The organism is Novisyntrophococcus fermenticellae, from assembly GCF_018866245.1.
GTDB lineage: Bacteria > Bacillota > Clostridia > Lachnospirales > Lachnospiraceae > Novisyntrophococcus > Novisyntrophococcus fermenticellae.
In genome coordinates, this window is the sequence record NZ_CP076458.1 from 1884794 (window position 1) to 1908391 (window position 23598).

Annotated in this window: 16 protein-coding genes and 2 riboswitches; all 16 genes read right to left on the bottom strand. The window is 44.2% G+C overall.

Annotated features, from left to right (window positions below; translation table 11 throughout):
- Positions 1-72: 72 nt before the first annotated feature.
- The 16 genes from KNL20_RS08550 to KNL20_RS08620 all read right to left on the bottom strand — a co-directional run bounded on the left by KNL20_RS08550 (position 73) and on the right by KNL20_RS08620 (position 23595).
- Positions 73-765, bottom strand: a complete 693-nt coding sequence (locus tag KNL20_RS08550; RefSeq protein ID WP_230397365.1) for an anaerobic ribonucleoside-triphosphate reductase activating protein — start codon at positions 763-765, stop codon at positions 73-75.
- A complete protein-coding gene (locus tag KNL20_RS08555) occupies positions 759-1760 on the bottom strand; it encodes a TIM barrel protein (protein WP_230397366.1) in 1002 nt (333 codons plus the stop codon). Before KNL20_RS08555 ends, KNL20_RS08550 begins: the two co-directional genes overlap by 7 nt.
- Before the next feature lie 28 nt (positions 1761-1788).
- Entirely contained in the window at positions 1789-2595 is an 807-nt protein-coding gene (gene srtB, locus KNL20_RS08560; RefSeq protein WP_230397367.1) for a class B sortase, read from the bottom strand.
- 3 nt (positions 2596-2598) lie between these two features.
- Positions 2599-3471: an ECF transporter S component gene (locus tag KNL20_RS08565; RefSeq protein ID WP_230397368.1), complete on the bottom strand. Its 873-nt coding sequence runs from the start codon at positions 3469-3471 to the stop codon at positions 2599-2601.
- A complete protein-coding gene (locus KNL20_RS08570; RefSeq protein ID WP_230397369.1) occupies positions 3465-5231 on the bottom strand; it encodes an ABC transporter ATP-binding protein in 1767 nt (588 codons plus the stop codon). Before KNL20_RS08570 ends, KNL20_RS08565 begins: the two co-directional genes overlap by 7 nt.
- Complete coding sequence (locus KNL20_RS08575; protein ID WP_230397370.1) at positions 5228-6196, bottom strand: energy-coupling factor transporter transmembrane component T; 969 nt, start codon at positions 6194-6196, stop codon at positions 5228-5230. The genes KNL20_RS08570 and KNL20_RS08575 overlap by 4 nt, the downstream gene beginning before the upstream one ends.
- Entirely contained in the window at positions 6197-7369 is a 1173-nt protein-coding gene (locus tag KNL20_RS08580) for a DUF4430 domain-containing protein (RefSeq protein ID WP_230397371.1), read from the bottom strand. It lies immediately after the preceding gene.
- A 79-nt stretch (positions 7370-7448) separates the two neighbouring features.
- Positions 7449-11279 (bottom strand): Ig-like domain-containing protein, encoded by a 3831-nt coding sequence (locus KNL20_RS08585; RefSeq protein ID WP_230397372.1) that lies wholly within the window; start codon positions 11277-11279, stop codon positions 7449-7451.
- A 68-nt stretch (positions 11280-11347) separates the two neighbouring features.
- Positions 11348-11482, bottom strand: a complete 135-nt coding sequence (locus KNL20_RS15915; RefSeq protein WP_268966515.1) for a hypothetical protein — start codon at positions 11480-11482, stop codon at positions 11348-11350.
- A 15-nt stretch (positions 11483-11497) separates the two neighbouring features.
- Positions 11498-16723, bottom strand: coding sequence for a hypothetical protein (locus tag KNL20_RS08590; RefSeq protein ID WP_230397373.1), 5226 nt, complete (start codon positions 16721-16723; stop codon positions 11498-11500).
- A gap of 83 nt (positions 16724-16806) precedes the next feature.
- On the bottom strand, positions 16807-17331 hold the full coding sequence (locus KNL20_RS08595; RefSeq protein ID WP_230397374.1) for a hypothetical protein: 525 nt from the start codon (positions 17329-17331) through the stop codon (positions 16807-16809).
- 146 nt (positions 17332-17477) lie between these two features.
- Positions 17478-17663: riboswitch (cobalamin riboswitch) on the bottom strand.
- 71 nt (positions 17664-17734) lie between these two features.
- Positions 17735-18583 (bottom strand): leucine-rich repeat domain-containing protein, encoded by an 849-nt coding sequence (locus tag KNL20_RS08600; protein WP_230397375.1) that lies wholly within the window; start codon positions 18581-18583, stop codon positions 17735-17737.
- A gap of 188 nt (positions 18584-18771) precedes the next feature.
- Positions 18772-18979: riboswitch (cobalamin riboswitch) on the bottom strand.
- Between the two features lie 64 nt (positions 18980-19043).
- Positions 19044-20426, bottom strand: coding sequence for a sensor histidine kinase (locus tag KNL20_RS08605; protein ID WP_230397376.1), 1383 nt, complete (start codon positions 20424-20426; stop codon positions 19044-19046).
- Positions 20416-21114 carry a response regulator transcription factor gene (locus tag KNL20_RS08610; protein WP_230397377.1) on the bottom strand — a complete coding sequence of 233 codons (699 nt, stop codon included), beginning with the start codon at positions 21112-21114 and terminating at the stop codon, positions 20416-20418. Before KNL20_RS08610 ends, KNL20_RS08605 begins: the two co-directional genes overlap by 11 nt.
- Before the next feature lie 64 nt (positions 21115-21178).
- Positions 21179-21703 carry a DUF2318 domain-containing protein gene (locus KNL20_RS08615; RefSeq protein WP_230397378.1) on the bottom strand — a complete coding sequence of 175 codons (525 nt, stop codon included), beginning with the start codon at positions 21701-21703 and terminating at the stop codon, positions 21179-21181.
- 53 nt (positions 21704-21756) lie between these two features.
- Positions 21757-23595, bottom strand: coding sequence for an urease accessory protein UreH domain-containing protein (locus KNL20_RS08620; RefSeq protein WP_230397379.1), 1839 nt, complete (start codon positions 23593-23595; stop codon positions 21757-21759).
- Positions 23596-23598: the final 3 nt, after the last annotated feature.

Genomic DNA, 23598 nt, shown 5'->3' on the forward strand with positions numbered 1-23598 from the left:
AAGCAGGAAAATTCTTCAACATGTAAAGCACAATATATAGTGCCTGTTTAAATTCTTCCCCCAATATATGCTTTATACTCCCCGAAGACGCACAGAAGGTACAAGTGTTTGTACAACTTTAAGAAATTCCTGCAGTTCTTCGCTGGAGCAGCTGTGGAATCCACTTACAAGCACATCTTCGGAGTCCACAAAGCTCTGAAGATAATAATGCTCTGCTCCCTGTATCCAGCGGGCAATTTTCTGAAAATCTCCGCAGGTATGAAGTTCACGTACTACGGTCGTTCTGAACTCATACGGCAGTTTTCCCGACAGCAGAAGGGAAATACTTTCTTCAACCGGACGGATATCATAGTTTTCTGTTCCGACTGTCAGGCCGTACTTTTCCGGAGAATTTTTCACATCCATAGCCACATAGTCCAGCAGATTTGCCTCTATAAGTTCGTTCAGCTTGTCCGGAAAGCTTCCATTTGTATCCAGCTTTACCAGAAAACCAAGTCCCCGTATGTTCGCAATGAAGTCTGCAATCTGTGGCTGCAGCAAAGGTTCCCCCCCGGTAATGCATACCCCGTCAATCAAACCCTTGCGCTTCTTTAAAAACTCCAGAACCTCTTCCTCCGGTATTGCCGGGCTTCGAAGATCGGGCTGCAGGATAGATGCATTATGGCAAAATGGACATCTGTAATTACAACCCGCTGTAAAAATTGTACAACAGATTTTCTCCGGATAATCCAGCAGTGACAGCTTCTGTATTCCACCAATTAACAAATAATCTTCCCCCTTCTGTCGGGCGTTAACGCCGACCACTGTGCCTGCAGATATCTTTCGTGCTCCACTCTGTTTCTCGTGATAAATTCAAAGGTCAGATACTCCGGAGCAATTTCCTCAACCAACCCCTTTACCCCGGCTGCCGTAAATGGTTTATGCTGATCCAGCTGGAAAATGTAAGAGTATACCTGGGCAAATCGTTCCCAATAGTCAGTTTTCAGCCGAATCTCCCCGCTTTCAAGTCTTTGCTTCATATCGCAGGCCACATCTCCGGTCAGGGATTGATTCAGATGAATTCCTTTTATATAGCTTTTTATCTGCCGGTTCCTGTCCAGCACCTGCAGAATATAGTCTACCCCTTCTTCCTGTGAATGCAGGCCGATATTCGTATGGAGCAGATGTCCGGTATCCAGCATAATTCCCTTTTTTTCGTAATGTACATGTTCCAGCAATTCTTCTGTAATTTCCGGATTCATAAGGTTCATCCCCGGCCACCAGAGATTTTCCATAAGGAAATCAAAGGAATAGTCCTCTGCATCCAGAACCTGATTGATAAGCTCTGCAGCGGCTGTTATCACCTCACGATCCGTGTACTGAAACCGGTGTGTAAAGGATTCTATGATTTTAACCTCACTCACATGGAAAACCACATATTTTGCACCAAGAGCCTGTGCCTGGTTCAGCTCGCCGCGAAGGTTTTCAATCAGGGTCTGTGGAGTGATTCCTCCATAAAGCTGTTCGACCACCTCCATGCTGCCATACTCTTCCAGAAGCACTTTTTTCTTTCTCAGCCATAAGTCCATCCAGCTTTGATACGAAGAGAGGTGAATTCCCTGAATTAATTCCATCGGTACCTTATCCTCCGGACACTGAGGTATTCTCATATACTCCATCCCATCCAGATGATTTTTGATACAGAATCTCCGAATGTCATCCTTTTCTTCATATCTTGCCATATCTTCTGTGCTGTTGTTAAAATTCGTTGTAACTATCATCTCATCACCCGCATTTTCATTTGCTGACCTATGACTGTTTTTTGTTTTCCTCCACCAGTACCCCATGTACGACTAACCGTACCGACGAATCACTGGTACAGGTAGCAAGCGAAACAATTTTATCCGTCTCTTTTACCTTCACATCAAGCTTTTCTTCTGATTTTTTCTCCAGGGAGCGGATAAACTGCCCAAAGGCCTGCTTGTTTTCAAATTTAATTTGAAAAGCTACGTCCTTCCTGTCTGCATCCGCATCATGGTAAGAAAAAATCTGGTATGTCCGCCAGTCGTTTTCCGTATAAATCCAGAAATAAGGATTTTCCTTTACAGTATCCGCTTCCCTGATTCGTTTCAGATGTCCGAACATAGAACCATCCCTCATGTTATGGCCGAATATATAAGTATTATCGTCTGTAAATTCCTCATTCCCATATGAATCCATAAACAGACTTCCGGCAGCATTTTTCTCGCCGGAAAATGTGTGATTTATATAATATGTATTATCCTCATCCTGCATAATCGGATAGTTAATACCCAATACCGGATAATACAGCCATCCGATTGTATCCGGATTTTCCTTTTGAAGGCTTTTCAGATCTATAGCCGGAAGTTCCTTCCTATCCGCCTGCTCCAGCATGTCGGCCCCTGCGCTTTGCCTTACGTTTTCATATTCTTGCCTGGCTTCTTTATATTCTTTCTGTACCGATACCATATTCCAGATTCCATATGCGATGATACAAAGCGCCGCTGCAATAACAATATTTAAAATCGTTTTTTTTCTTTTGTCATCTGTCAGTTCTGTCTTTTTAATTTCTATTTTATCATAATTATCTGCCATAGCCTACTCCTGAATCATCCCATATTTTATTTTAATCCGCTCCAGTTTCTCAATCATGGGTCTGGCAGCCAAAAAGAGAAATGTAACAGTGGCCGAAGCATGTACGAAATCTACAGGGAGTCCAGAAATGTAAATTGCGAGCAGATTCTTTTTCGTAATGGCATATGACATCATGACCAGTGATGCCGGATTCATAATTCCCCCATAGATAAAAAGGGTGGCCAGAAATCCATAAATACACAAAGAACCTTTTCTCGCTTTGAGCCACCCCTTCTGAAACAGGATGCCTGCAAGAAACCCTATGATACCCATAGCAAACATCTGCCATGGTGTCCATGGTCCCTGCCCAAATAGCATGTTCGAGGCAAGCATAGAAACAGCTCCCACCATAAAACCCGCTTCTGCACCAAAGCAAACACCTGAGATAATCACTACTGCAGCCACCGGCTTAAAGCTTGGAACCATGAAAAATGCTGCCCTGCCTGCCACAGCAATAGCGGCCAGGACAGAAATTGTCAAAAGTTCTTTTGTCTGCGGCTTTCTGCCTTCAAATACCATAAAAAACGGAACCGTAGAAAGAAAAGCGATTGCCAGACTGACCTTCAGATATTTCCTGTCATCCCAATAGCGGATACCTCCAAAGATAATAACAGGGATCAGAATTAAAATCAAAAAGACAGATGCAATTGTCCGGGGAGGCAGTTTCCCTTTCCCTTTCGGAGCTGTCAGTATTTCCTGATAGTCCCAGAATCTTTCCTTTTCCGGCTGACGTATCTTTTCCGCTTCCTCCCAGAAATCCAGATCCACTTTCGGTGGGTTTTCTCTTCCTTCGAGGAATGCATCCAGAAACGTATCCAACTTATCTTCCCTCAGCATACATCCTGCTCTCCTTTCACCGCTTTTTGAACCTGGAGAATATCCGCTATAACATCCCCGGCAGTAACCGCATCCGGAAAATATTGACGAGCCATACGATTTGCTGCCGTAGTATAAAAATTATTACCTGCGAAAAAACTACGTGAATCTTTGCAGCTTACCACATTTCCCTGAAAAAAGAGGCCCGTACGATCAGCATACTGGGCACAGAATTCAACATCATGGCTGATCAGAAGAATCGTCACCCCGTGCTGTGTCAATGTGTGCAGAATATCTCCCAATTCCTTTTTATAATGGTTATCGATGCCTTTTGTCGGTTCATCCATCAGTAAGATTCTGGGACGAAGCAGTAATACCTTTGCAAGTGCCAGCCTTTGCTGCTCACCTCCGCTTAAGTCATAGGGATGACGATTTAATAGATGTTCAAGCTTCGTAAGGGCGATGATGCCATTCACCGCATCTGCTTTTTTCATAGCAATCGGATAGGCTTTACTTTTCTTCTCCTTATCTCCATCAATCATCTCATAGAGGTCCTCCAGAACCGTCTTTTTTACAAAGAGGCTCTGGGGATTTTGCGGCATAACACCTAAAAATCCATGATACAGCTCGTCATCACTGTATTTTCCGATTTCTCTGCCTTCCAGCCAGATTTTACCCCGGTATGGATATCGGATTCTTGCTATCAGGCTCATTGTTGTACTTTTCCCGGTACCATTTCCCCCCACCAGTGCAAAGATTTCTCCCTTCTTTACATCCAATGACAGTCCCTTTACCACATCCGGCAGATTTCTTTCATAGCGGAACCAGACATCCCGAATACGTATTGCAGGAATTTCCTTTTCCTCATTCCTCTTTTTTTTCTTTTCACCGAGCTCACGTTGTTCGGATTTCTTCAAATGTTTCTCTGCGGAAGCTTCTGTTGAAATCTTTTCCCCAATCTCCTGAGAAAGCCAGCGACGGCCCTGACTGACTGTCAAAGGACAATGCAAAGAACTGTCTGTTCCTGCATAAATCTGCATAGGTGTAGGCATGGATAAAAACATGTTATGTTTCAGATTTTTGAGTAAGTTCCCGATTTCTCCCGGAGTTCCCTGTGCAATCATCTTGCCCTCATCCATGACATAAACCTGATTGGCCCAGGGAATCACATCCTCCAGTCTGTGTTCCGTCAAAATTACCGTGGTTCCGATATCACGGTTGATTTTTCGTACGGTCTCCAGAAAATCTGAGGCTGCAATCGGATCCAGCTGTGAAGTAGGCTCGTCCAGGATTAAAAGCTGCGGGTGCATCGCCATGACGGAGGCCAGATTCAAAAGCTGCTTTTGTCCTCCCGAGAGTTCAGAAACATTCTTCATAAACCACTCATGGATGCCAAAATAAGAAGCCATCTCTGCTACGCGGAGCCGGATTGTAGGCGTGTCATATCCCAAGCTTTCCAATCCAAATGCCAGTTCATGCCACACCTTATCTGTTACAATCTGATTATCCGGATTTTGCAGCACATACCCAATCCCTGCACTCTGTGTACGCTGGTCTACCTTCTGCAGTTCTTTTCCCATATAACGAATGCTCCCCGCTGCTTCTCCGTGAGGCGCAAGAACGGTTTTCAGGTGGCGTAAGAGTGTACTCTTTCCACAGCCGCTCTTCCCACAAAGAACTACAAAGCTGCCTTCCTCCACTTCCATCTGAATATCCATTAAGGCAAGCGTGTCATTCTTTGGATACTTAAAACTAAAATGTTCGATTTCAATACAATTCAAGGCAGCTGTCCTCCTGTTTGCTTCATATACCACGGTAAGCTCCGCTCCATGTTTGCCTTCTTTTCCAGTCTGCGAAAGGATAAATCCTCCAATACTCCCATAAGCACCGGAAAAAGACAAATTATCCCCCATGCCAGATACACAGACACGCTTTGTATGCGCAAAGGGAATCCTCCAATCTTAATCACCGGATTATATTGGGCAAACAGAATTCCCTGACGAAATCCAATGATACAGATTGACATCAGACCTGCCAGAAATACACTCACCTTTACATCCCGCCGGTCAAAATGAAAGATTGAAAACGCCGTTCTTCCCTTTAATCCATACCCTCTTGCACGCATGGAATCAGATGTTTCAATTGCATTTTCCAACGCCCAGGTAATCAGTATTGATAAGATGGTGATTCCATACTTAATCTTTCGCAGTAAATTACCATTACTCATATCCCGTCCCAACGCCTTTTGCCCACTTCGTATCACATTAAGCTGTGCTCCGAAATGTGGCACAAAACGAAATACCATAGAAAAGACCAAAGAAAGCGCCGGAATTACCCTTCCAAACAGATATACAAATTTATCAGTAGTCATTACCTCGTTATAGCAGGAAAACCACAAAATAGCGATGAATAACATGGAAGCCAAAACAACTCCGTAAACAATGGCTTCCAAGGTCACAGGACCTGTCTTCAGGTAAAACAGGAAAGTTACTCCATAATGATTAAAAGTCGGGTTAATAAATGCAACCACTACCATGGCCGGCAGCGTAAACAGCAAATTAAACTTTATTACCTGTCGCCATCCTCTCAGTCGTATCGCATAACATAAGGCGCCCAGAAATGAAATACCAAGCAGAACCGGATGGCTTGTAAACATGGAAATCAGTATTACGGCCATAAAATAAAAAAAATTTACAGCAGGATGGCATTGGGAAAATGCATCTGCCCTCTTTTGATTTTGATTCATTTACGACTCCCCCATATACTGATCACCGACATCGCGGCCTAAATCGCATGTATAACGCCACTCTATGTTATCGCCATCACTCACTTCATATTTAGAGCACCCATAATTGGGATACCAGCCATTCACACGATACATCCAGCCTGAAAGTTCTCCACAGTCAAATTCATAAAGCTGATTGATTCCTTTAACATAATAAGAGCTGTAGGCCGGAGTATAGGAGGCATCCATATGAAGCTTGTTGTCACGGCATATGCGGTAAAGAACATCATAAACGGTTTCTCCTGGCGTGTACTCCACTGTTGTGCTGCCCATGATCCAACCATCGGAGGGTACAAAGCTACTCTTGGACTGCTTCAGATTATCCCAGTTATCTAAAATGGTGGAGCATTCTATGGAGATGGTACAGGTATGCCCGGATGCTTCTGTACGGTTCGATTCCTGCTGATTTTCTTCACCTGCAGAAGCCGCGTTTTCCGTTGTCTGGTTTCTGTTTTCTGCCGACGTACTGCTCGTATCTGCATCTTCTGTTTTATCATCCACTTTTGTCTTTCCGCCAACCAGATAATAGGTGTCTCCGGTTTCTGTCACAGGAAAGCTTAAACGCGTAACCTCTTTATCACCCTTTGTTTCCGTATCCAGGGTAACATCACACATTTTCCCCGGTCCTTTATCAGTCATCTTACATAATATAACAGAATCAGCATCCCACTTTTCCGTAAGTATAAGTGTCAGCTTCACGGGAGCGGCCAGATTCCCCTTATCCAACGTAAGACCCAACCCAACTGTAGCATTATTAGCGGCTTTCTTTATTTCCTCCACCTTTTCATCCGGAAACTGAACCTTCAATTTCTGCTCAATAGGGTTTTGGATCTTCTTTCCCTCATACGTCCAGATATACGTAATCCCTGTATCCTGGTCTGTAGCGGAAAATTCATAATTACCATCCTTTCCGGTGATTGTTTCCATCTGATCCTGTGTAATAATACCGTCTTTCGGAAGTTCATTCTTTTCCTTCAGGCTTTTCACTGGCTTTTCTGAACTTTCTGATATGGCAGTTTCCGCTTTCTCCAGTTTTGTAATCTCTGCACTGTTGGTCGCCGGACCACAGCCAGAGGTCAGCACCGATATACAGACAAGCACCGCTGCCAGATATCTGCCGATTTTCCATCTCATAGGGTTTCCTCCTAACCGTATCAAAAGGGAGACTGCAAAAAAGCGTTTTTATTCAGCTAGCAGCTCCCTTAAATAATCCTTAAATTTTCTTTCTGAAATAAATACATACACCTACTACTGCACCGCCGCAAATCACACACAGTACATACGGAATATTATTCTTTGAGAATATACCCTTATTATTATCCTGTTTCGCTGTCTTTGCCGCCGCCGGAACACTTTCTTTCGTTTCTGTATTCTCATCGTCTGCAAGCTCTTTTGTGTCCGGTTTATAGTCGGCTCCGTCAAAGCTCCAGACTTTTTCCTCATCTGTCTTGTTTTCAGAAGTTTTCTTTTGGGCAGTCTTTTTTGCAGCTGCAGTCTTTGTCACAGAACTGCCCGCTGTTGTCCGGGAATTTGTTTGTGATAACCGAGATGTATTGCCGCCGTTGCTTGTATTCGCAACAGTATCCGGCTGTTCCATACCTGTACCACTGCCATCACCCTCTCCGCCTGGGGTCACCGCCAGATCTGACATATCATATAAAGCCGTTTTGCCATCCAGGAGCCTTTGATAAGCTACAAGAGAATAAAAGCCCTGACCGGTAGCCAGACCATCCACCTCTCCTGCAGCGGCTCCGCCGTTATTACCACTTCCTGCCTTTACATGCATGAATCCACTTTCAGCAATATGATAAGAGATCAGGTTCTCTACTGTCCATGCCCCATTCTTTATAAATCTGGCATCTTTTTCAGGATTGATTTCGAGTGCTGTAAGAGCTGTAATTACCTGAGCATTGGACTCTGATGTTTCCACCCCCATCGTACTATAACCACCCGCTTTTGTCTGCATACTGCCCAGACAGTCTAACGCTTTATTCACTGCTGCAGTCACATCTTCATAACCGGATTTGTTATAAAATGGTGCTAAGGACTGTAATGCCATCCCTGTCATATCGGAGTCGGCCTTTTTGCCGGATAATGCCCATCCCCCATCCTCTAACTGTCTGCCCAGGATAAAACTTAAAAGCTTCTTTTCGGTGGTCTGTTCTGCAACACCGGATACCTGTGGAATTTGATAGTCAGGATGTGACTTCAACGCAATCAATGCCCATATCGGACCATTTAGCCCCTGATTCTTCACCTGATTGAAATCAGCCAACGGTTTTAGCAGATTATATCCCCCGACATTTCTTGCATCCTTTCCTATCGCAGTAACCGCAAGAATCGTCTTTGAATATTCCGTATACGCCGATTCGCTTAAAACACCGTTCTCCTGCTTCAGATAATTGGCAAGATGATTATAGTAAACCGAGAAATAAGGGTCATTCAAGTCCATACCATTTCTTGCCTGCGATATCACATACCATTCGCTGCCCAATGTAGGGCTTTTATCGGTTGCTTTGACATAAGCCGCAGTCTCTTTGATAACGTCCTTGACAGTTTTAGACAGCGAATTAGCCGTAGTGACTACGGTAACCTTGGTCGCAGCCTTAACCTTCTCCTGTCCTTTTATGGATACAGTAATCACAGCAGTTCCCGCTTTTTTGCCTGTTGCATTTCCTCTGGCGTCCACGGAGACAATCGAAGAATCCGAACTCTTCCACGCATACTCTACCTTACTTGTGGCATTCTCAGGAATTTTTTCCGGTGAAAGTGCAATTGTACTGTCTTTGGTTACCTTACACGTATTTTTTATATCCAGGCCGGTAATCGGGATTGGAACATCCACAATCAGAAATAGTCCGTTCTTATTTGTCTTTATCGTTGCCGTACCTAGTCCGGTATCCAGTTGTGCTTTTACAGCTTTTAACCCATTCTTATCATAATAGAATACCTGTGGATTCTCCATCCCTGACAGACTTTTACAAGAAAGCGTAAGCGCAATGTTTTTCTCTTGTTTATAGCTGCTTTGATTCCGGATATCGGTATAGGAAATCTCCCATGCCTTTGCAGGGTCTTCTGCATATTTATATTTCTTTTTTAATGCTTTTACTGCTTCTGTAAGATTTTCTGGCTCATCTGCATGTGTTTGTATATACCAGTAGCTTTCTGCCAAGACTCCATTTTGTGCACGAATCCCATTACTGATCCAGATTTTTATCTGCCCGATCTGCTCCTTTTGCTCTTCACTGACTGCAAGTAAATCCTTTAATTCGTCATAAGCTACGGCGGCCTGCAAAAATGTCTGTACCTGCGTGCTCTCTGGTTGAACCGAAGCTGAAAGGTCTATCGCATGCACTGCATCCGCAATCAGGAGCGGCAGCGTATTTAACGCATCCGTCAGCCGCTGCACAACACCTTGATTTAACTGTTCTTTCTGTATCTCATCAAGTGCCTCATAATTCTCAGATGCATCGATAACCGCTGATACGTCATCCAAGGTAACCGGATCTGGAACAGATGCCAGCAGCTCATTTGTTTCCTGTACCTCCATCACCATCTCTTCCATGCGGGTTCTGACCTTTTCCAGTCTTTTTCTGTATGCCGCATCTACGAGGATTTTTTCTTCAGGTTTAAGTGCGTCATAAGCGCCTGCCGCATCTTCGACAGTCTTTTGGTCATTCATGGTCAATACAGACAAGGATGGAAGCTTCTGAATCAGTCCTTCCGCTTTATTTACATTTTCGTATTTCTCCGACAGTGTTTGTATGACAGAAACGCAGCGGGAAAGCTTCTGCTCCAACGCATCTTTGTTCTCCAGATAACTTTTTGAAATATCACTCAAAGATTCCCAGGAGTCCCAAGCCGCCCAAACCTCATTGGCATCTTCTATTGTAAGTACACCTGCCTTCGGTAAGGCTTCAATTAAGGTCTGTGTCTGAAGTGCAAGCTCCTTTGCATCTCCTACCGTGATCTGACAGATTCCCTGGATATCCGTATCAGCCTGCCGTGCCGTAATTGTGACCGTTCCCTTGGAGACGGCGGTTACAACTCCTTCTGTGGAAACCCCGGCAATAGAGGCATCGGAACTGCTCCATGTAATCAGCAAAGGCTCTGTGGCATTATCCGGCTTGCCGGACACCTCAAGCTGATATGTATCCCCGGCCTCCATGGAAAGGGCTGTCTTATTCAGGTTAATGGATGTATACGGTCTTGGGATGACCGTCACAACACAAGACTCACTGATACCGTTCTGTGTCATTGCAGTAATAACAGCTGTCCCGGCTTTTTGGGGAGTGATTCTCCCGGTCTGACTCACACTGGCAATTCCCGCATCTGATGAATTCCACGAAATGCCTGGAAAAGAAGTGTCCTCCGGATAGACTTTGGCTGTCAAGGATGTCACCGGATCATTCTCATAGAGTGTCATACTGCTGTTAGAAAGAACAATGGATTCCGGCCAGATCACTCCCTGATCCGGCAACGCATTTAATGCCTGATCCACCTCCTTTTGTGTCGCATTTAGTTTCTGTGCAATCTTCACTGCACTTTCATAGGCTGTCCGATCCTGTTCTGTCAAAAGCCAGCTGTCCGGAGCCTGATTGATATAAGCCAGCCTTACGAAAAGCTCTGACTTATCGGCTCTGGTATAGGCCTTTCCTGAAGGACTCTCTCCACTGACATCAAGACCGGTTCCATATAGGGTGAACTGAATACGTAAAACATCGTTATTCTTGAGTTTATAGTTTCCCATGCTCGTTCCCGGGAATTCATTATTCACAGAATACATCCATCCGGAAGTCTCTGTCCCCGCATCTAAAGAAGCATAAGAAAACTCTTTAAGGTCAGGTGCATATTTATTAATTAGATTGTATGTCAGTGTCCGCCCATCCTTTTTCGCCATATCCTTGATAAACTGGGGGATATTTAAATCTCCCCCTTTGTCACCTCCGGCAATTCCTGCAAGATACCAGCCATAACCACTATTCAGATTCACAATCAGAGGATACTCTTTTTGTTCCATGTATCTGGTAAGCAGGCTGCTCACCGTTTCTTCTCCCAGAAGTGGAACGACCTCCGGCTCTGTAATCCACCCTTTCCCCAGCGTGAATTTTTCTACTGATACAATAACTGAAGAGGCTCCCCCTGCGCCCGGGCAGGAATTGCATCATACATCCCTCCGCCAAAGCACAAAAGAAGTGCCAGGAGAAATGCCAGAATTCTCTTAATTCCCATGTTATCTCTTCTCATGTATCTCCCCATTTCTCAGATGCTCTGATTTTTTTTCTTTTTCAGGCAAAGCATAAGGACACCTGTGCTCATGAACAGCAACAGCATCATGGATTCTGCCCTGTCTGCAAGTACATCCCCGGTCTTTGGCACACCCGCATTGCCTCCTGTAGTGTTTCCAGGAGGGGTACTGCTGTTTCCGCCGCTGTTTTTTTTCTGCGTTCCATTATTCGAATTATTTGTATTGCTGCCATTATTGTTGTTTCCATCTCCATCATCTCCGGAGCCTGTATTCTCCCGGATTACACCGGATGCAAACGAAGACAGGCTTTGGGTTGTAAATGTAATATCTCCATCTTTTGCGTCCGCCTGAAGGAACTCCACGGTTCCATCCTCTTTCAGGTGTACGATTACCGGCGTCTTTCCTGACAGATCCTCATCGGTATGTACCGTAAGGCTCATTCCTCCTTCGGGCATGAAATCCTGATAACTTCCATCCTCCAGGATCTGATAGGCAGTTACGTTGAATGCATTCAGGGTGGATGCTTTTTTCTCTTCATCCAGCTCATCACGCAGGACGGCATAGCGGTCTTCCGACTGGGCAATGCGCTCTATCTTGAGTACAACATCCCAGGGAATCGTCCCGTTATAAGTAACCAGTTTATTCTTTACATTTTCCTCTTTCTTTGCTGCAGAGATTTTCTCCTTCATCGTATCCATGGCCTTCACCAGATCAGCGGATATCAGTGTCTTCTGGGAAGGGGTCAGTGCATCGTAGGCGGCTTCGGCTTTTTTCAGCGCCACAATCGTATCCTCCGACAAAAGATCATTATCTTCATCAACCGCATCCTCTATCTGAGACATCACAGCTTCGGTTATCTTCTGAGCCTCCAGGAAATCATCCAGTCCCGTTTTTATATCTTCCCAGCGGTCAAGATAGATGATAAAGGTTTTTGCCTGTTCACTCAACGCATTGTACTGCTTTTGTATCTGCTCCAGGGCTGCCTTTACATCTTTAACATTCCCCTGATTGACTTCATCGGGCAGATCTTCGATCCGGTTATCCACTTTAGCTGCAGCTTCCAGATCACTGTTCAGGGTGGACAACTGACTTTCAACTGTCTCCATCTTATCCTGCAGACGGGTTCCATCCTCCCAGGCGATACTATTCAGATAAGTCTTTGCCTCCTCATTTGCCTGGTATCTGGTGAGCAGGTCTCCCGCAATTCCCATATTGTATTTTGTAACCGGGAGTTCAAAGGATGCAATTTCTTCCACCAGCGGTGTCAGCACCTCTTCGATATAACCGTTATATTGCTCTGCGATTTGTTTCAAGTCCATAAGCTTCCGGTATTCTGCAGGGTTTTCATTGGCAAATACTTTTTGCAATGCTTCATCCATAGACTGATACCGGCTCACAGCCGCTGCAATTTCCTGAAGGACTCTCTCTGTTATCTTCATATCAGAGCCGTCTTCCTTATGTCCTTCCAGAGTTTCAGGATCAGGCAGCTTCTCAATCAGTTCCAGCAGATCCTCCTGCTTCAAGGCTGTCAGTTTCGCCTCCGCCCCTGTCAGTACGGTGTAATTAGTTACCCTCGCCTTTAATGCCTCCGTAGAAAGGCTCTCATACAAACCTCTGACACTTTTTACAAATGCATCATCCTCCAGGGTAAGTTCCTCAAGCGCCGGAATATCCGCGATGTTCTCAATCACTTCCTGAACCGCCTCGGCATCGCTTTGCTGCCCTTTGATCGTCTCATAATCGTCCAGCAGCTTATCGCGCTGATCGGAATCCAGTAGTTCCCTCTGTTCTTCTGTGAGCAGCATATATTCCTGATATGCCTTCTTTACCGCATCCCCGTCTGTCTCGTAGGAAAGATCTTTCGAATCCGGCAGGGCCTCGATCAGTTCCGATACAGTCTTAACAGCTTTCAGATTCCGAATTTTCTTCTCGGCAGTAATCAAATCGGAAGAATTGGATATCTGCGCTTTTAAATCTGTATCCAATACATCATACGAAGCTCTGGCCGCACTGACAGCATCTGCATCTTCAAGGGCAAGAACATCTGCTGACGGTAAGTTAGCAATCGCTGTGATGACCTGATATACCGTATGGTTCTCCTGTAATATCTTGTATCTTTCCTTTACCGGCTGCTCCTGTTTTAAAGAATCGTCCAATTCCTCATATGCATCCTGCGCCGCCTGGATTGCTGCACCACTGTTTACATCAACGGTTCCTACCGCTGCTACTTTATCGGCAAAATTCTGATACTTTTCTGCCTGAATTAAGAGTTTCTGATTGGTAACGTATCCCTGCAGCTTTGCTTTTAGCTCCACATCGCCGCCGCCCAGAGCTCCAAAGGCTTCCCTTACTTCTGCTATCTTTTCTTCGCTCACGGCAGCCAGATCATGCAGGGATTCTATAGATACGATTACCGTATCCACTTGATCTGATTCTTCCAAGGTACATACGCGAACCTGCGGTTTTTTCACAAGTTCCGGATTGATATTCGCCACTGCTTCATATAATGCATAGTAGTATTTGCCCAATCCCTCGACAATATCAGTACTATCTGGCAGTGCATCTGCTGCCTGTTCTAATGTTTCCTTTAATGCTTCACGTTTTTTCTCATCGTCTATGCCCTGTCCATCGTCTCCGTAGAGCACACTGGCAACATTTAAAAGATCCTGATACTTGTCTACCGTAAGTGCATAACGATTCCAGACATTATCCCCATGAACGATATCTCCCAACCCTATAATGGCATCCTTTGCCCACATGGGTTCTTTTTTACTAATGTCATACCAGAAAGACCCATCTTCCAACTGATATCCCTGCAATGCTTTTAAAGGAGTGATGGAATCATTGACGGCAAATACTTTTTCAATATCGATTCCTGCGGCGGCCATGCCTTCCAACACGCATCCATGGGATATTGTATTCGCATATTTGTACCAGAAGTTATAGAACATCCCAGCTTCGTCACCTTCTGTAATGAGTGTTGGTCTGAATTTTTCCACCAGCGCAGCCAGCTGGGTCTTGGGAATCAAATCGGAAACAGCACCCAGCGCCCATGCACGCATATCCAGATCAAAGAACTCATTTCCCGCCAGTGCTGTCACATCCTTCACCAGCCCGTCCGGAATGTTCGCACCCGCTGCCCGTAGTCCCATCAAAGCCCAGATCTTATTGGCAAAGGGTCCAGTCCAGTCCTGTTCCAGATGTTCCACCAGGTTATTCCCCTTATCATCGGTATATTCATACGGATTTTCACCGGTCATAACTAACTGTAAGATATCCCGGCCATAATCTGTGGGCTGATTATATGTGTTTTTTCTAACATCATTTATAACATTTCCGTCCAAATTATTATTTTCATCTGTCGCTGTTGCACATGCAGAGAAAATCGGCCATGAACCACGCAAGTCTTTTTTTTGCGACTTAGGACGGGCATGCCATCCTGATAGCATATCATTGGCAAGATCTTTTGTTTCCTGGGAAACAGAGAAGTACGGTAACGTTCCATCCTCCATTTTATGCAGGAAAAGATAGAGCTTTGATGTAATCTCATCCTCTGCAAGAACTTCCAGCCTTGTGATATCGCCCGCAGATACGGTAATCTTATCACCCTCAACCCTTTGCCCGTCTACTGTATAAGTTGCATCGGAAGAGACCTGAATATTATCCAACGTAATTGGACTGTTATCAGAATCCAAGTCGAGAATAAAACTCTGTTCACCCTGACTCAGCTGCTGATCCAGATCACGTACACTTCCTCCCTGAAACGTAAGTGATTCAAGCGAACACTCACTGGATTTGCGCATGATTTCAATTCTATGTATTTTTTTCGTAATCCCATCCGGTGCCGTTACCTCTATCTTGACAATTTTATTGTCGTTATCATCTGTTTCTATGGTTGGATCATCCAGATTAATTCCATAATAATTTCCACAATGATCTTTTCCATCCTCGAAATAGCCGCCCTCGCTTTGTTCATTACCAAGAACATTGACATTGGCTCCGGGAGCAGATGGTAGAATCCCCAGAAGGAGCTTGTTGTTTTTAATGGTTTTTGGAATACTCACCTTAAATCCACCAGAATTTATATCGATTCCTATCTCGTATTGAGTTGGAACTTTATAATCCTCTGGAAATGAATTTGCTTTTAATTCAGCAATATCAGCATCATTACTTGGCTCAATTTCAGATTCCTCCCCATCCCAGTATATAATATATGGAATATTTAAAACGTATCTTTGTTCCATATTATTAGATGAATTCAGCCATGGAATACTTATATCCTTATCTTTCATGCCTGGAGGCATTGTACTAAAATCGTATGCAATTGGGGGTTTTCCAACTATAAACGATAAATTTATTACATTTAATCCTTTTTTCAGATGTAGCGGCGGTGTACTATTTTGATTTTTGTAGATATTACTATTTACAACAAAGCGCTGTACCAGACCACCATTGACCGAAATATAATTATTTCCAATGCTCATCCAGTAAAGACTTTTCCCTGATGCCTCACTGAATTTAACTGTTTCTATTTTACTTTGTTGTCTATTAACAACCATGGATATATCACGAATTTCTTTCGATAATTCGGCGTAATGAAATTTGCTGTCACCCTTTCCAAGCTTTGTCATTTCCGTAGTACCTGACAAGATTTCATCTGAATCGTTATTTTTCACTCCTACATATTCGGTAAGAAACAATGAATCTTTACTAGTGTCAACTGGTAGCGCTTTGTTATCCAATATGGCAATATAGTTATCAGTACTGCCATTCAGACTTTCTGTTTTGATTTCAAAATAAAGGGCTCCCTTTATGTTTGTATTAAAATAAATATCCATATTAGACATTAGGTTTTCATAAGTAATTTTAAAATTATTTTTTCCGTCCACTATCTGGTTTTCAATTGTTTTGTCAGATTCATTAAACACTGTTCCTTCACTATTAAAAAGATCTAATGAGCCAAAAACTTCAGAAACCCGACTATCCGCATCAGGTAAAGTTCCTTCTATCGTTATTTTCGTTTGAACGCTAATATTAAAAAGGTCAATATTACCTACTAGTATCTTAGAATTTGCATCCAAAGGTTCAAGCTCCGTTACACTTCTATCGTTGTATATAAGTTTCATCTGTATTTGGGATTCATCTTCCCCCGCCCCAGATGCCTGGGCATTTGTTAGGTTCATACTTGAGCAAATACCTATTGTTGTAATCAAAACTAATAAATTAATAAATCTTTTCATAGCCTTCCTCCATTGTTTTCATAACAGATCACAGGACGATATGTATACATACCGCCCTGTGATTTAGATAAAATCTTTTGCTATTATGCAGTTTTGGGATAGTAATAATTACTATATTTGAGTGCAACACTGGATCCATCTATACTAATCGTATTCTGGCTCATATAGTTGTTTTCATCCAATGGGCTGCTTCCGTCAAAGCCTGAGTATGTCCATCCAACTCCATAATATGCAACATCGGACTCGTAGGCCTTTCCCTGGTAATGCAAATCTGATGGCGCTGTCCCATTGATATACAGACCATCCAGTGCATTGTAAGTAATGCTGGGATTTACCCAATCCGGCACCACTTTCCAGTAGCCCTGTGTGATATTCAGACCTAAACCTGGTAATGCTTGTTTAACAATTGTCTCTACATCGGTACCAGGCGCAACATACACTGTTTTCGTTCCATGCAGTGCCGGATGTGTTCCATCGCTTACTGCATCAAGTGTCACCGTAACCGAAATATCCGTGCCGGCAGCGAACACACTCATGCTCATGGACATTACCATCACCATTGCCAGAACAACTCCAACCATCCTCTTAACTGAATTCTTTAACCTCATTGTTACTCCTTTCTCCGCTTTTCTAAGCGGTTTAAGTATTACTAACGTAAAAGTTCCTATCATACCGGGACGGCGCCTGTCCCACTATAATCAATAATACCTATCGGAGTGTACAAAAAATACACCTCCATTCTGCCTATGGACGTAGCATCTAGGGTTTTTGTGTTCGTATTCTGACTTGGGTTCCTCCTACTCAAAAGCGCCTTCCCGGATATCCTCCAGTGGCATCCTGCTTTTTTTCGTCCCCCATACAGCAGGGATAACTGTTCCGGATTCTCACCGGATTCCTTTAAACAGAGCGTATACTCTGACCACAAAAGCTTTTCAATATTCAGTTTTTTTTCTTCACTTTCAGTATAGTACTAAGTATATGGCTTGTCAATATTTAACATATTTTTTATTTTCAAACCTTCTTCTCTATATATTCTACCTGAAATCCAGACTCCTGACAATAAGAATCCACAATTCCACCTTTTCGGCATCGGATTTTAGCACTGCGGTTGATAATCCACGGTCCGATTTCCGCCGGATCCCTTCTGATTTCCAGAATCTTCAGCCGGTTACAGCCATGAAATGCCCACTTTTCAATCGCCTTTACACTCTCAGGAATACACACATACTCCAATTGATTACATTTTAAGAATGCGCTGTCCCCGATTTTTACCAAGCCCTCCGGCAGCGTCAATTCTTTTAGCGCCGTCTGATAGAAGGCCTCTGTGCCAATCTCTTTTAATCCGGCGGGAAATTTCATCTCCTCCAGCGCTGTACATTTGTAAAATGCCCGCCGTTCAATTCTTGTGATGCCGTCCGGAATGTTCACAGAATTCAGATTACTGCAGCCTGCGAAGGTCTCAGGCTTAATCTCCCTGCAGACACTTCCCCGCTCAATCTGCACCTGTTCCAGACGCCGGCACTGTGCAAATGCCCTTTTTCCTATGAAATTAGCTGTTCTGGGAATACGAACCTGACTCAGCCTGGTACAGTTATAAAACGCTTCCTTCCTGACCGACACGATTCCCTTCATCTCCACATTCCTGAGCGATGTATTCTCAAAACTCTTAACACCCACCTCTTTTACATGTTCCGGCAGGATAACCCTCCGCAATTTGGTGTTGTTTCTGAAGGCTCCCTCACCAATCGACCGGCAGCTCTGATCTGCCGTCCATTCTTTCTGTCTTCCGATTTCTTTATCCTGTGACTTTGTAAACGTATTTCCTGATTCTGCTCTCCATACGGAGACCCTTCCTCCCATTTTATTACCTCCTGCAAAAAAAGATGCAGCATCACACTGCACCTCAGCTTTCAATCACAAGAAAATAAAGCTATCTTAACGATTACCTTCGCTGCCGCAGTATGCGCATGATAAATAGGAAATCTCTCTTTGTAAAAAGGGTACAAAAAGAAAGACAATTTCCCACTCCATTTATCATTGCGTGTAATAATTGGCAACAGCTTTAAGCAGGTCTCCTGGCTTACGCAATCCCATCTCTCCCCTTCTCATACAATTTTACAATGTGTACAATGGTATATGGAGAAATTACGCGCATACAGTAGCACGACTGCCAAGGATTCTAACCTTGTTCCCTCTTGGCCTGATGCCTGCACCCAATCGCACATAGCACCAGGAACTTAAAACCGGTAATTGTTTTATTAATTATATATAAAGGTAGCACATTTTTTTAAGGATGTCAAATTTTATCTTTAAATCATTGCTATCCCGGAAGCTTCACCGTAAACTTACTTCCCCTGCCATTTTTGCTTTCCACGGTAATCGTGCCTCCATGAGCCGTTACAATGGATTTTGCTATTGCAAGCCCGATGCCTGCTCCTCCACTTTTTCGGTTTCTGGATTTATCGGTACGGTAGAACCGTTCGAATATAAAAGGCAGCTCGTCTTCCGGTATACCTATGCCGCTGTCACGGACTTCAAGCACTGCACTTTGCTCTGTGGTGAATATGGAAACATCGATTTCTCCGTTCTCCGGTGTATATTTCACCGCATTTGATAAAAGATTCATCACCACCTGTGCCAACCTGTCTTTGTCTGCCGGTACAACAGCCTTTGAACCGCTGACCGAAAATCTGATATTCTGTTTCCTTGCCTCCGCTTCCCAGGTCGGAGCAACACTTTGTACGACCTCCCACACGTCTGTCAATACCAGATTCAGCCTCAGATTCTGATACTCTACCCTGGCAAGCTGTTCCAGGTCACTCACAATTGAGCCCAGCCGTAAAACTTCCTCCCGGCAGCTTTGCAGGCGCTGTGTTGTCGGCTCCCAGATTCCTTCAATCATAGCTTCCAGATGGGAACCAACAGAGGTCAGAGGTGTCCGAAGCTCGTGGGCGACATCCGCAGTCAGCTGCTGGCGTAATTTTTCCTGGTCTTCAAGCGCTGCGGAAAGATGGTTTATAGCAGAAATAAGATCCTCCAATTCCCTGGTATTCGTTTCATTTTTAATACGGACCGCATAATCACCCTTTGAAATACGCTTTGCAGCTTCAGCAGCTCTTGAAACCGGGCGCGTAATGCGGCGTGCAAGTAATAATCCGGTTATGATGGAGACCGCAAATGCAGCCAGACCGATACAAATCAGGAACGTATTCATAGCATTGATAAATCGGAAATCACTTTCACTGTAGAAATAGGGGCCATAGTAGCTGATGATAACCGAGCCAGTCTTTTGTCCGCTTTGCACAAGATCAAATGTATGTGAATCAAAATCACCGGACTTTTTGGCTTTCTCCATTCGAGCGATAATATCGGACATGATCTGGGAGCACAGCGTCATATCGTGATTTTCTGCGTCCCAGATTACCTGATGGTTATTATCCAGTATTTTTAAGATATATCCGTCATACAGAGAATACATGCCTACGGCATGAATATATTCTTTATTCCAGGTCTTCGTCATCGCATTCCACTGTCCGCCAAGATCAGATACGATATTTTCACTTCGCGCTGTCTCCTGCTCTGCAAGATATGACTCAAACTGCCGGTTAATAACGAAATTAGCAAAAATGCTGATCAGCCCGATTACAAGCAGCAGGACAGTGAGGATCGTCAGCGACAGCTGCGTTCTTAAACTACGTCTCATCTTCACCTCCGAACTTGTACCCCAGCCGATGAACGGTACGTATATAAACCGGGGTTTTGGGATCGTTTTCAATCTTCTGGCGCAGATTCTTGATATGGCTGTCTACCGCACGGTCATATCCGTCAAAGCCGTCCCCAAGTGCAATATTGATGAGTTCCCCACGAGTAAATACTTTTCCGGAGTATTTTACAAGCGCAGCCAGAATTTTCATCTCACTTGCCGTTAAAGCAACCTCTACCCCGTTTTTCCTGACAATTCCCTGTTCAAAATCAGCAAATAATTCACCGTTTCTCCAGGAATTACGGACCGTCAGAGGGACAAGATCCGGTGCCGAACGTCTGAGCAGTGCTTCCGCACGGGCAAACAGCTCCTTCAGGCTGAATGGTTTCGTGATATAGTCATCCGCGCCTGTCGCAAATCCATGCAGAAGATCCTCCTCTTCAACCTTTGCAGTCAGCATTATAACCGGCACCCGTGAATGCTGACGGATTCGGCGGCAGACTTCTTCACCGGAAATATCAGGGAGCATAAGGTCAAGCACAATCAGCGACAGGTTCTCCCTGCCGCTGATTTCCATAGCCTTATGACCATCCGAAGCCGCGAATACCTTGAATCCTTTACTTTCAAACAAGGCTGTCACGACTTCCAGAATCTTATGTTCATCATCCACCACAAGTACATGCTTCATTTTCAAAAATACCTCCTGTGTAACCGTGGTTTTTGTAGCTATTATAACCCTTTTTATAATTGTGTCAATACTCTGTCTTCCAATTGGCAAAGATGGCTGTTGCTTCTTTCAGATAATCAGCTGATATCGTGATATTTGTGTCGCTCACAGACTTATTCTCATCGAATATCGGCACCGGATTACACCCGCCCGACTCTATTTCAACCTGGCTCATTGCAAATCGGTTACCGCAGTTCTGACATACAAGTACATCACCCTCCTGCTTGTAATATCCTCTGCCTGAGCTGTAACAGATTTGACAAGTATTAAACGCTGTACGTACGCTTCCATCCGGAGCTTTTACAGCAAGAACCTCCAGATTTGTATCATCAATCCTGGCTGAATAAAATTTCGCAGTTTCACTGACTTCGCTGATGGGAATTACAATGTCGGTATTTACTGCAGTATCGCTCTTCCCGGTGCTCTCTGTCTTGCTTCCCGGTCTGGCTGCAAATCCCAAAACAACTGCAAGACATATAATTCCTGCCACAGTGGGAACTATCCACTTTTTCCTGAAACCTTTTCCTTGTGCCCTTTTATTCTGCACCATTTCCTGTTTCCTCCTGCTTTTCTTTCCGGCTCGTTCTTCTCATTATTATAAAATCACTGGCAGCACGAAGCTGTCTGAAACCACGATGGCGGATAAATCAGTGTTTCAAATTCTGAAACCTCTTTTTTAACAGCCTCTTCGTCAAAATTATTTATATCATCCACAACTTTCACGTACCCATAAGCCGTATTGTCGCCATTGGAAAAATCAAAATCCTCTGTGGGATTCAACCCAAGTGAATTTTCACCCTTCTGAAGTACTCCCTTCAAATTGTACACAGGCACAATCATCGTTGTATTTTCATCCTTTTCCGACTGATTGTCAATGACCCACTCCACAGGAATTCCTGTCTGAACAACCACGATGGCTGGACTAAAAGCTTCATCTGTGAGTGTAATCTTTACCTGCTGAATGCTGGTTTTATCCTCCTTTGTAACCATTTCGGCAATCGCCATATTATCAGAAGGAATCTGTACGTTGGCAGGCTGTGGCCCGGAATCAGATGTATCACCACCATTATCAGAAGCCTCGGGAATTTCCGTACCCGGATCAACCACTGTAATTATACTTCGTATCATTCCCATCCAGCAGCTGTAATTATACTGTCCTGTTTTATCCGGCATAAACTCAATGATATTTTCTCCTGTTTTAAACTTATATTCGATGTCATATTCGGGTATGTATATGGCGTTATTGCAACCGTTGACACTCCCCTTTGGTGCATCGATAACCCATTTTACAGGAATCCCTGCATGAACCGTAATTTCCGGATAGCTGCCCGGCTGCAGCGTTGAATTCACAATCTGCTCTCCGTCTGCAATTTCAGCCGCATCGCCTGTGCTTTCTGATGTCTTTGATGCATTGGCAGAAATAGAAGGAATCGAAAATCCTGATAAAGTAAATCCCTGTGAGAGCATCGACAGTCCCAATACGGTAACAAGCACAGCACCGGCAGTCATTACCTTATGCGTGAACTTCTTGCTGAGCATGGAAGAAAGTGCACCAATACCGAACATGAGCGGAACAGTTCCCAGACTGAACAGGAACATGGACAAGGCTCCGGCAAACGGGCTGCCCGTAGACAGTGCATAGATCTGCATGGACTGCAAGGGACCGCAGGGCATCAGACCGTTCAGCAGTCCGACAATCAGGGGGCTGTTACTCTTCGCCTTTTCAGCGTTTATCCTGCGGGAAAAGATCCGGGGCATTCTGGGAGTCAGCCTGCGAAGCCCGGGGAAAATGCCCAGCATATTCATGCCCATGATCATCATAAAAATACCGGCTGTCAGTTTTAATGCGCCCTGAGCTGTGGTGGAAAATGTAATCACTGAACCCAGACCGCCGACTATAAAGCCAACGATCGTGTAGGATACTACCCTTCCAAGGTTGTATAAAAACGTTGGGCGGAGTGCAGCGAACCGGCTTTCCCCCTCGTTGCTCTGGTTTTGTGTAATACACTGAGAAAGGTTTATGCCCCCACACATCGCCACACAATGAACGGATGTAATCAGGCCAATAACAAAGAGCATACCATATCCCATGTTTGTTTCAGCAAGCTGACCTGGTACAAGCAGATTCAAAATTCCTGATTGCTCAAGCAGAACATATAACGCAGCGATGATAATCAGAAATCCAACAGCTCGGTTTTTGTTCTGAGCCCTATCTGTATGTTCCTTTAATACTGAATATCCGGTTTCTTCTATTACATTTTTAATCTTTGATTCGGAAATCTGCTGTATATCAAAATCCACATCAGCGGTTCCGGTACTGTAACTGACCTTTACTTTGCGGATACCCTTTGTTTTCTGCAGTGCATTTTCAATCCGCTGCTGGCAGCTTATGCATGTCATACCACCAATTCGAAGACTTATATGTCTGATGTCTGATGCCATGTC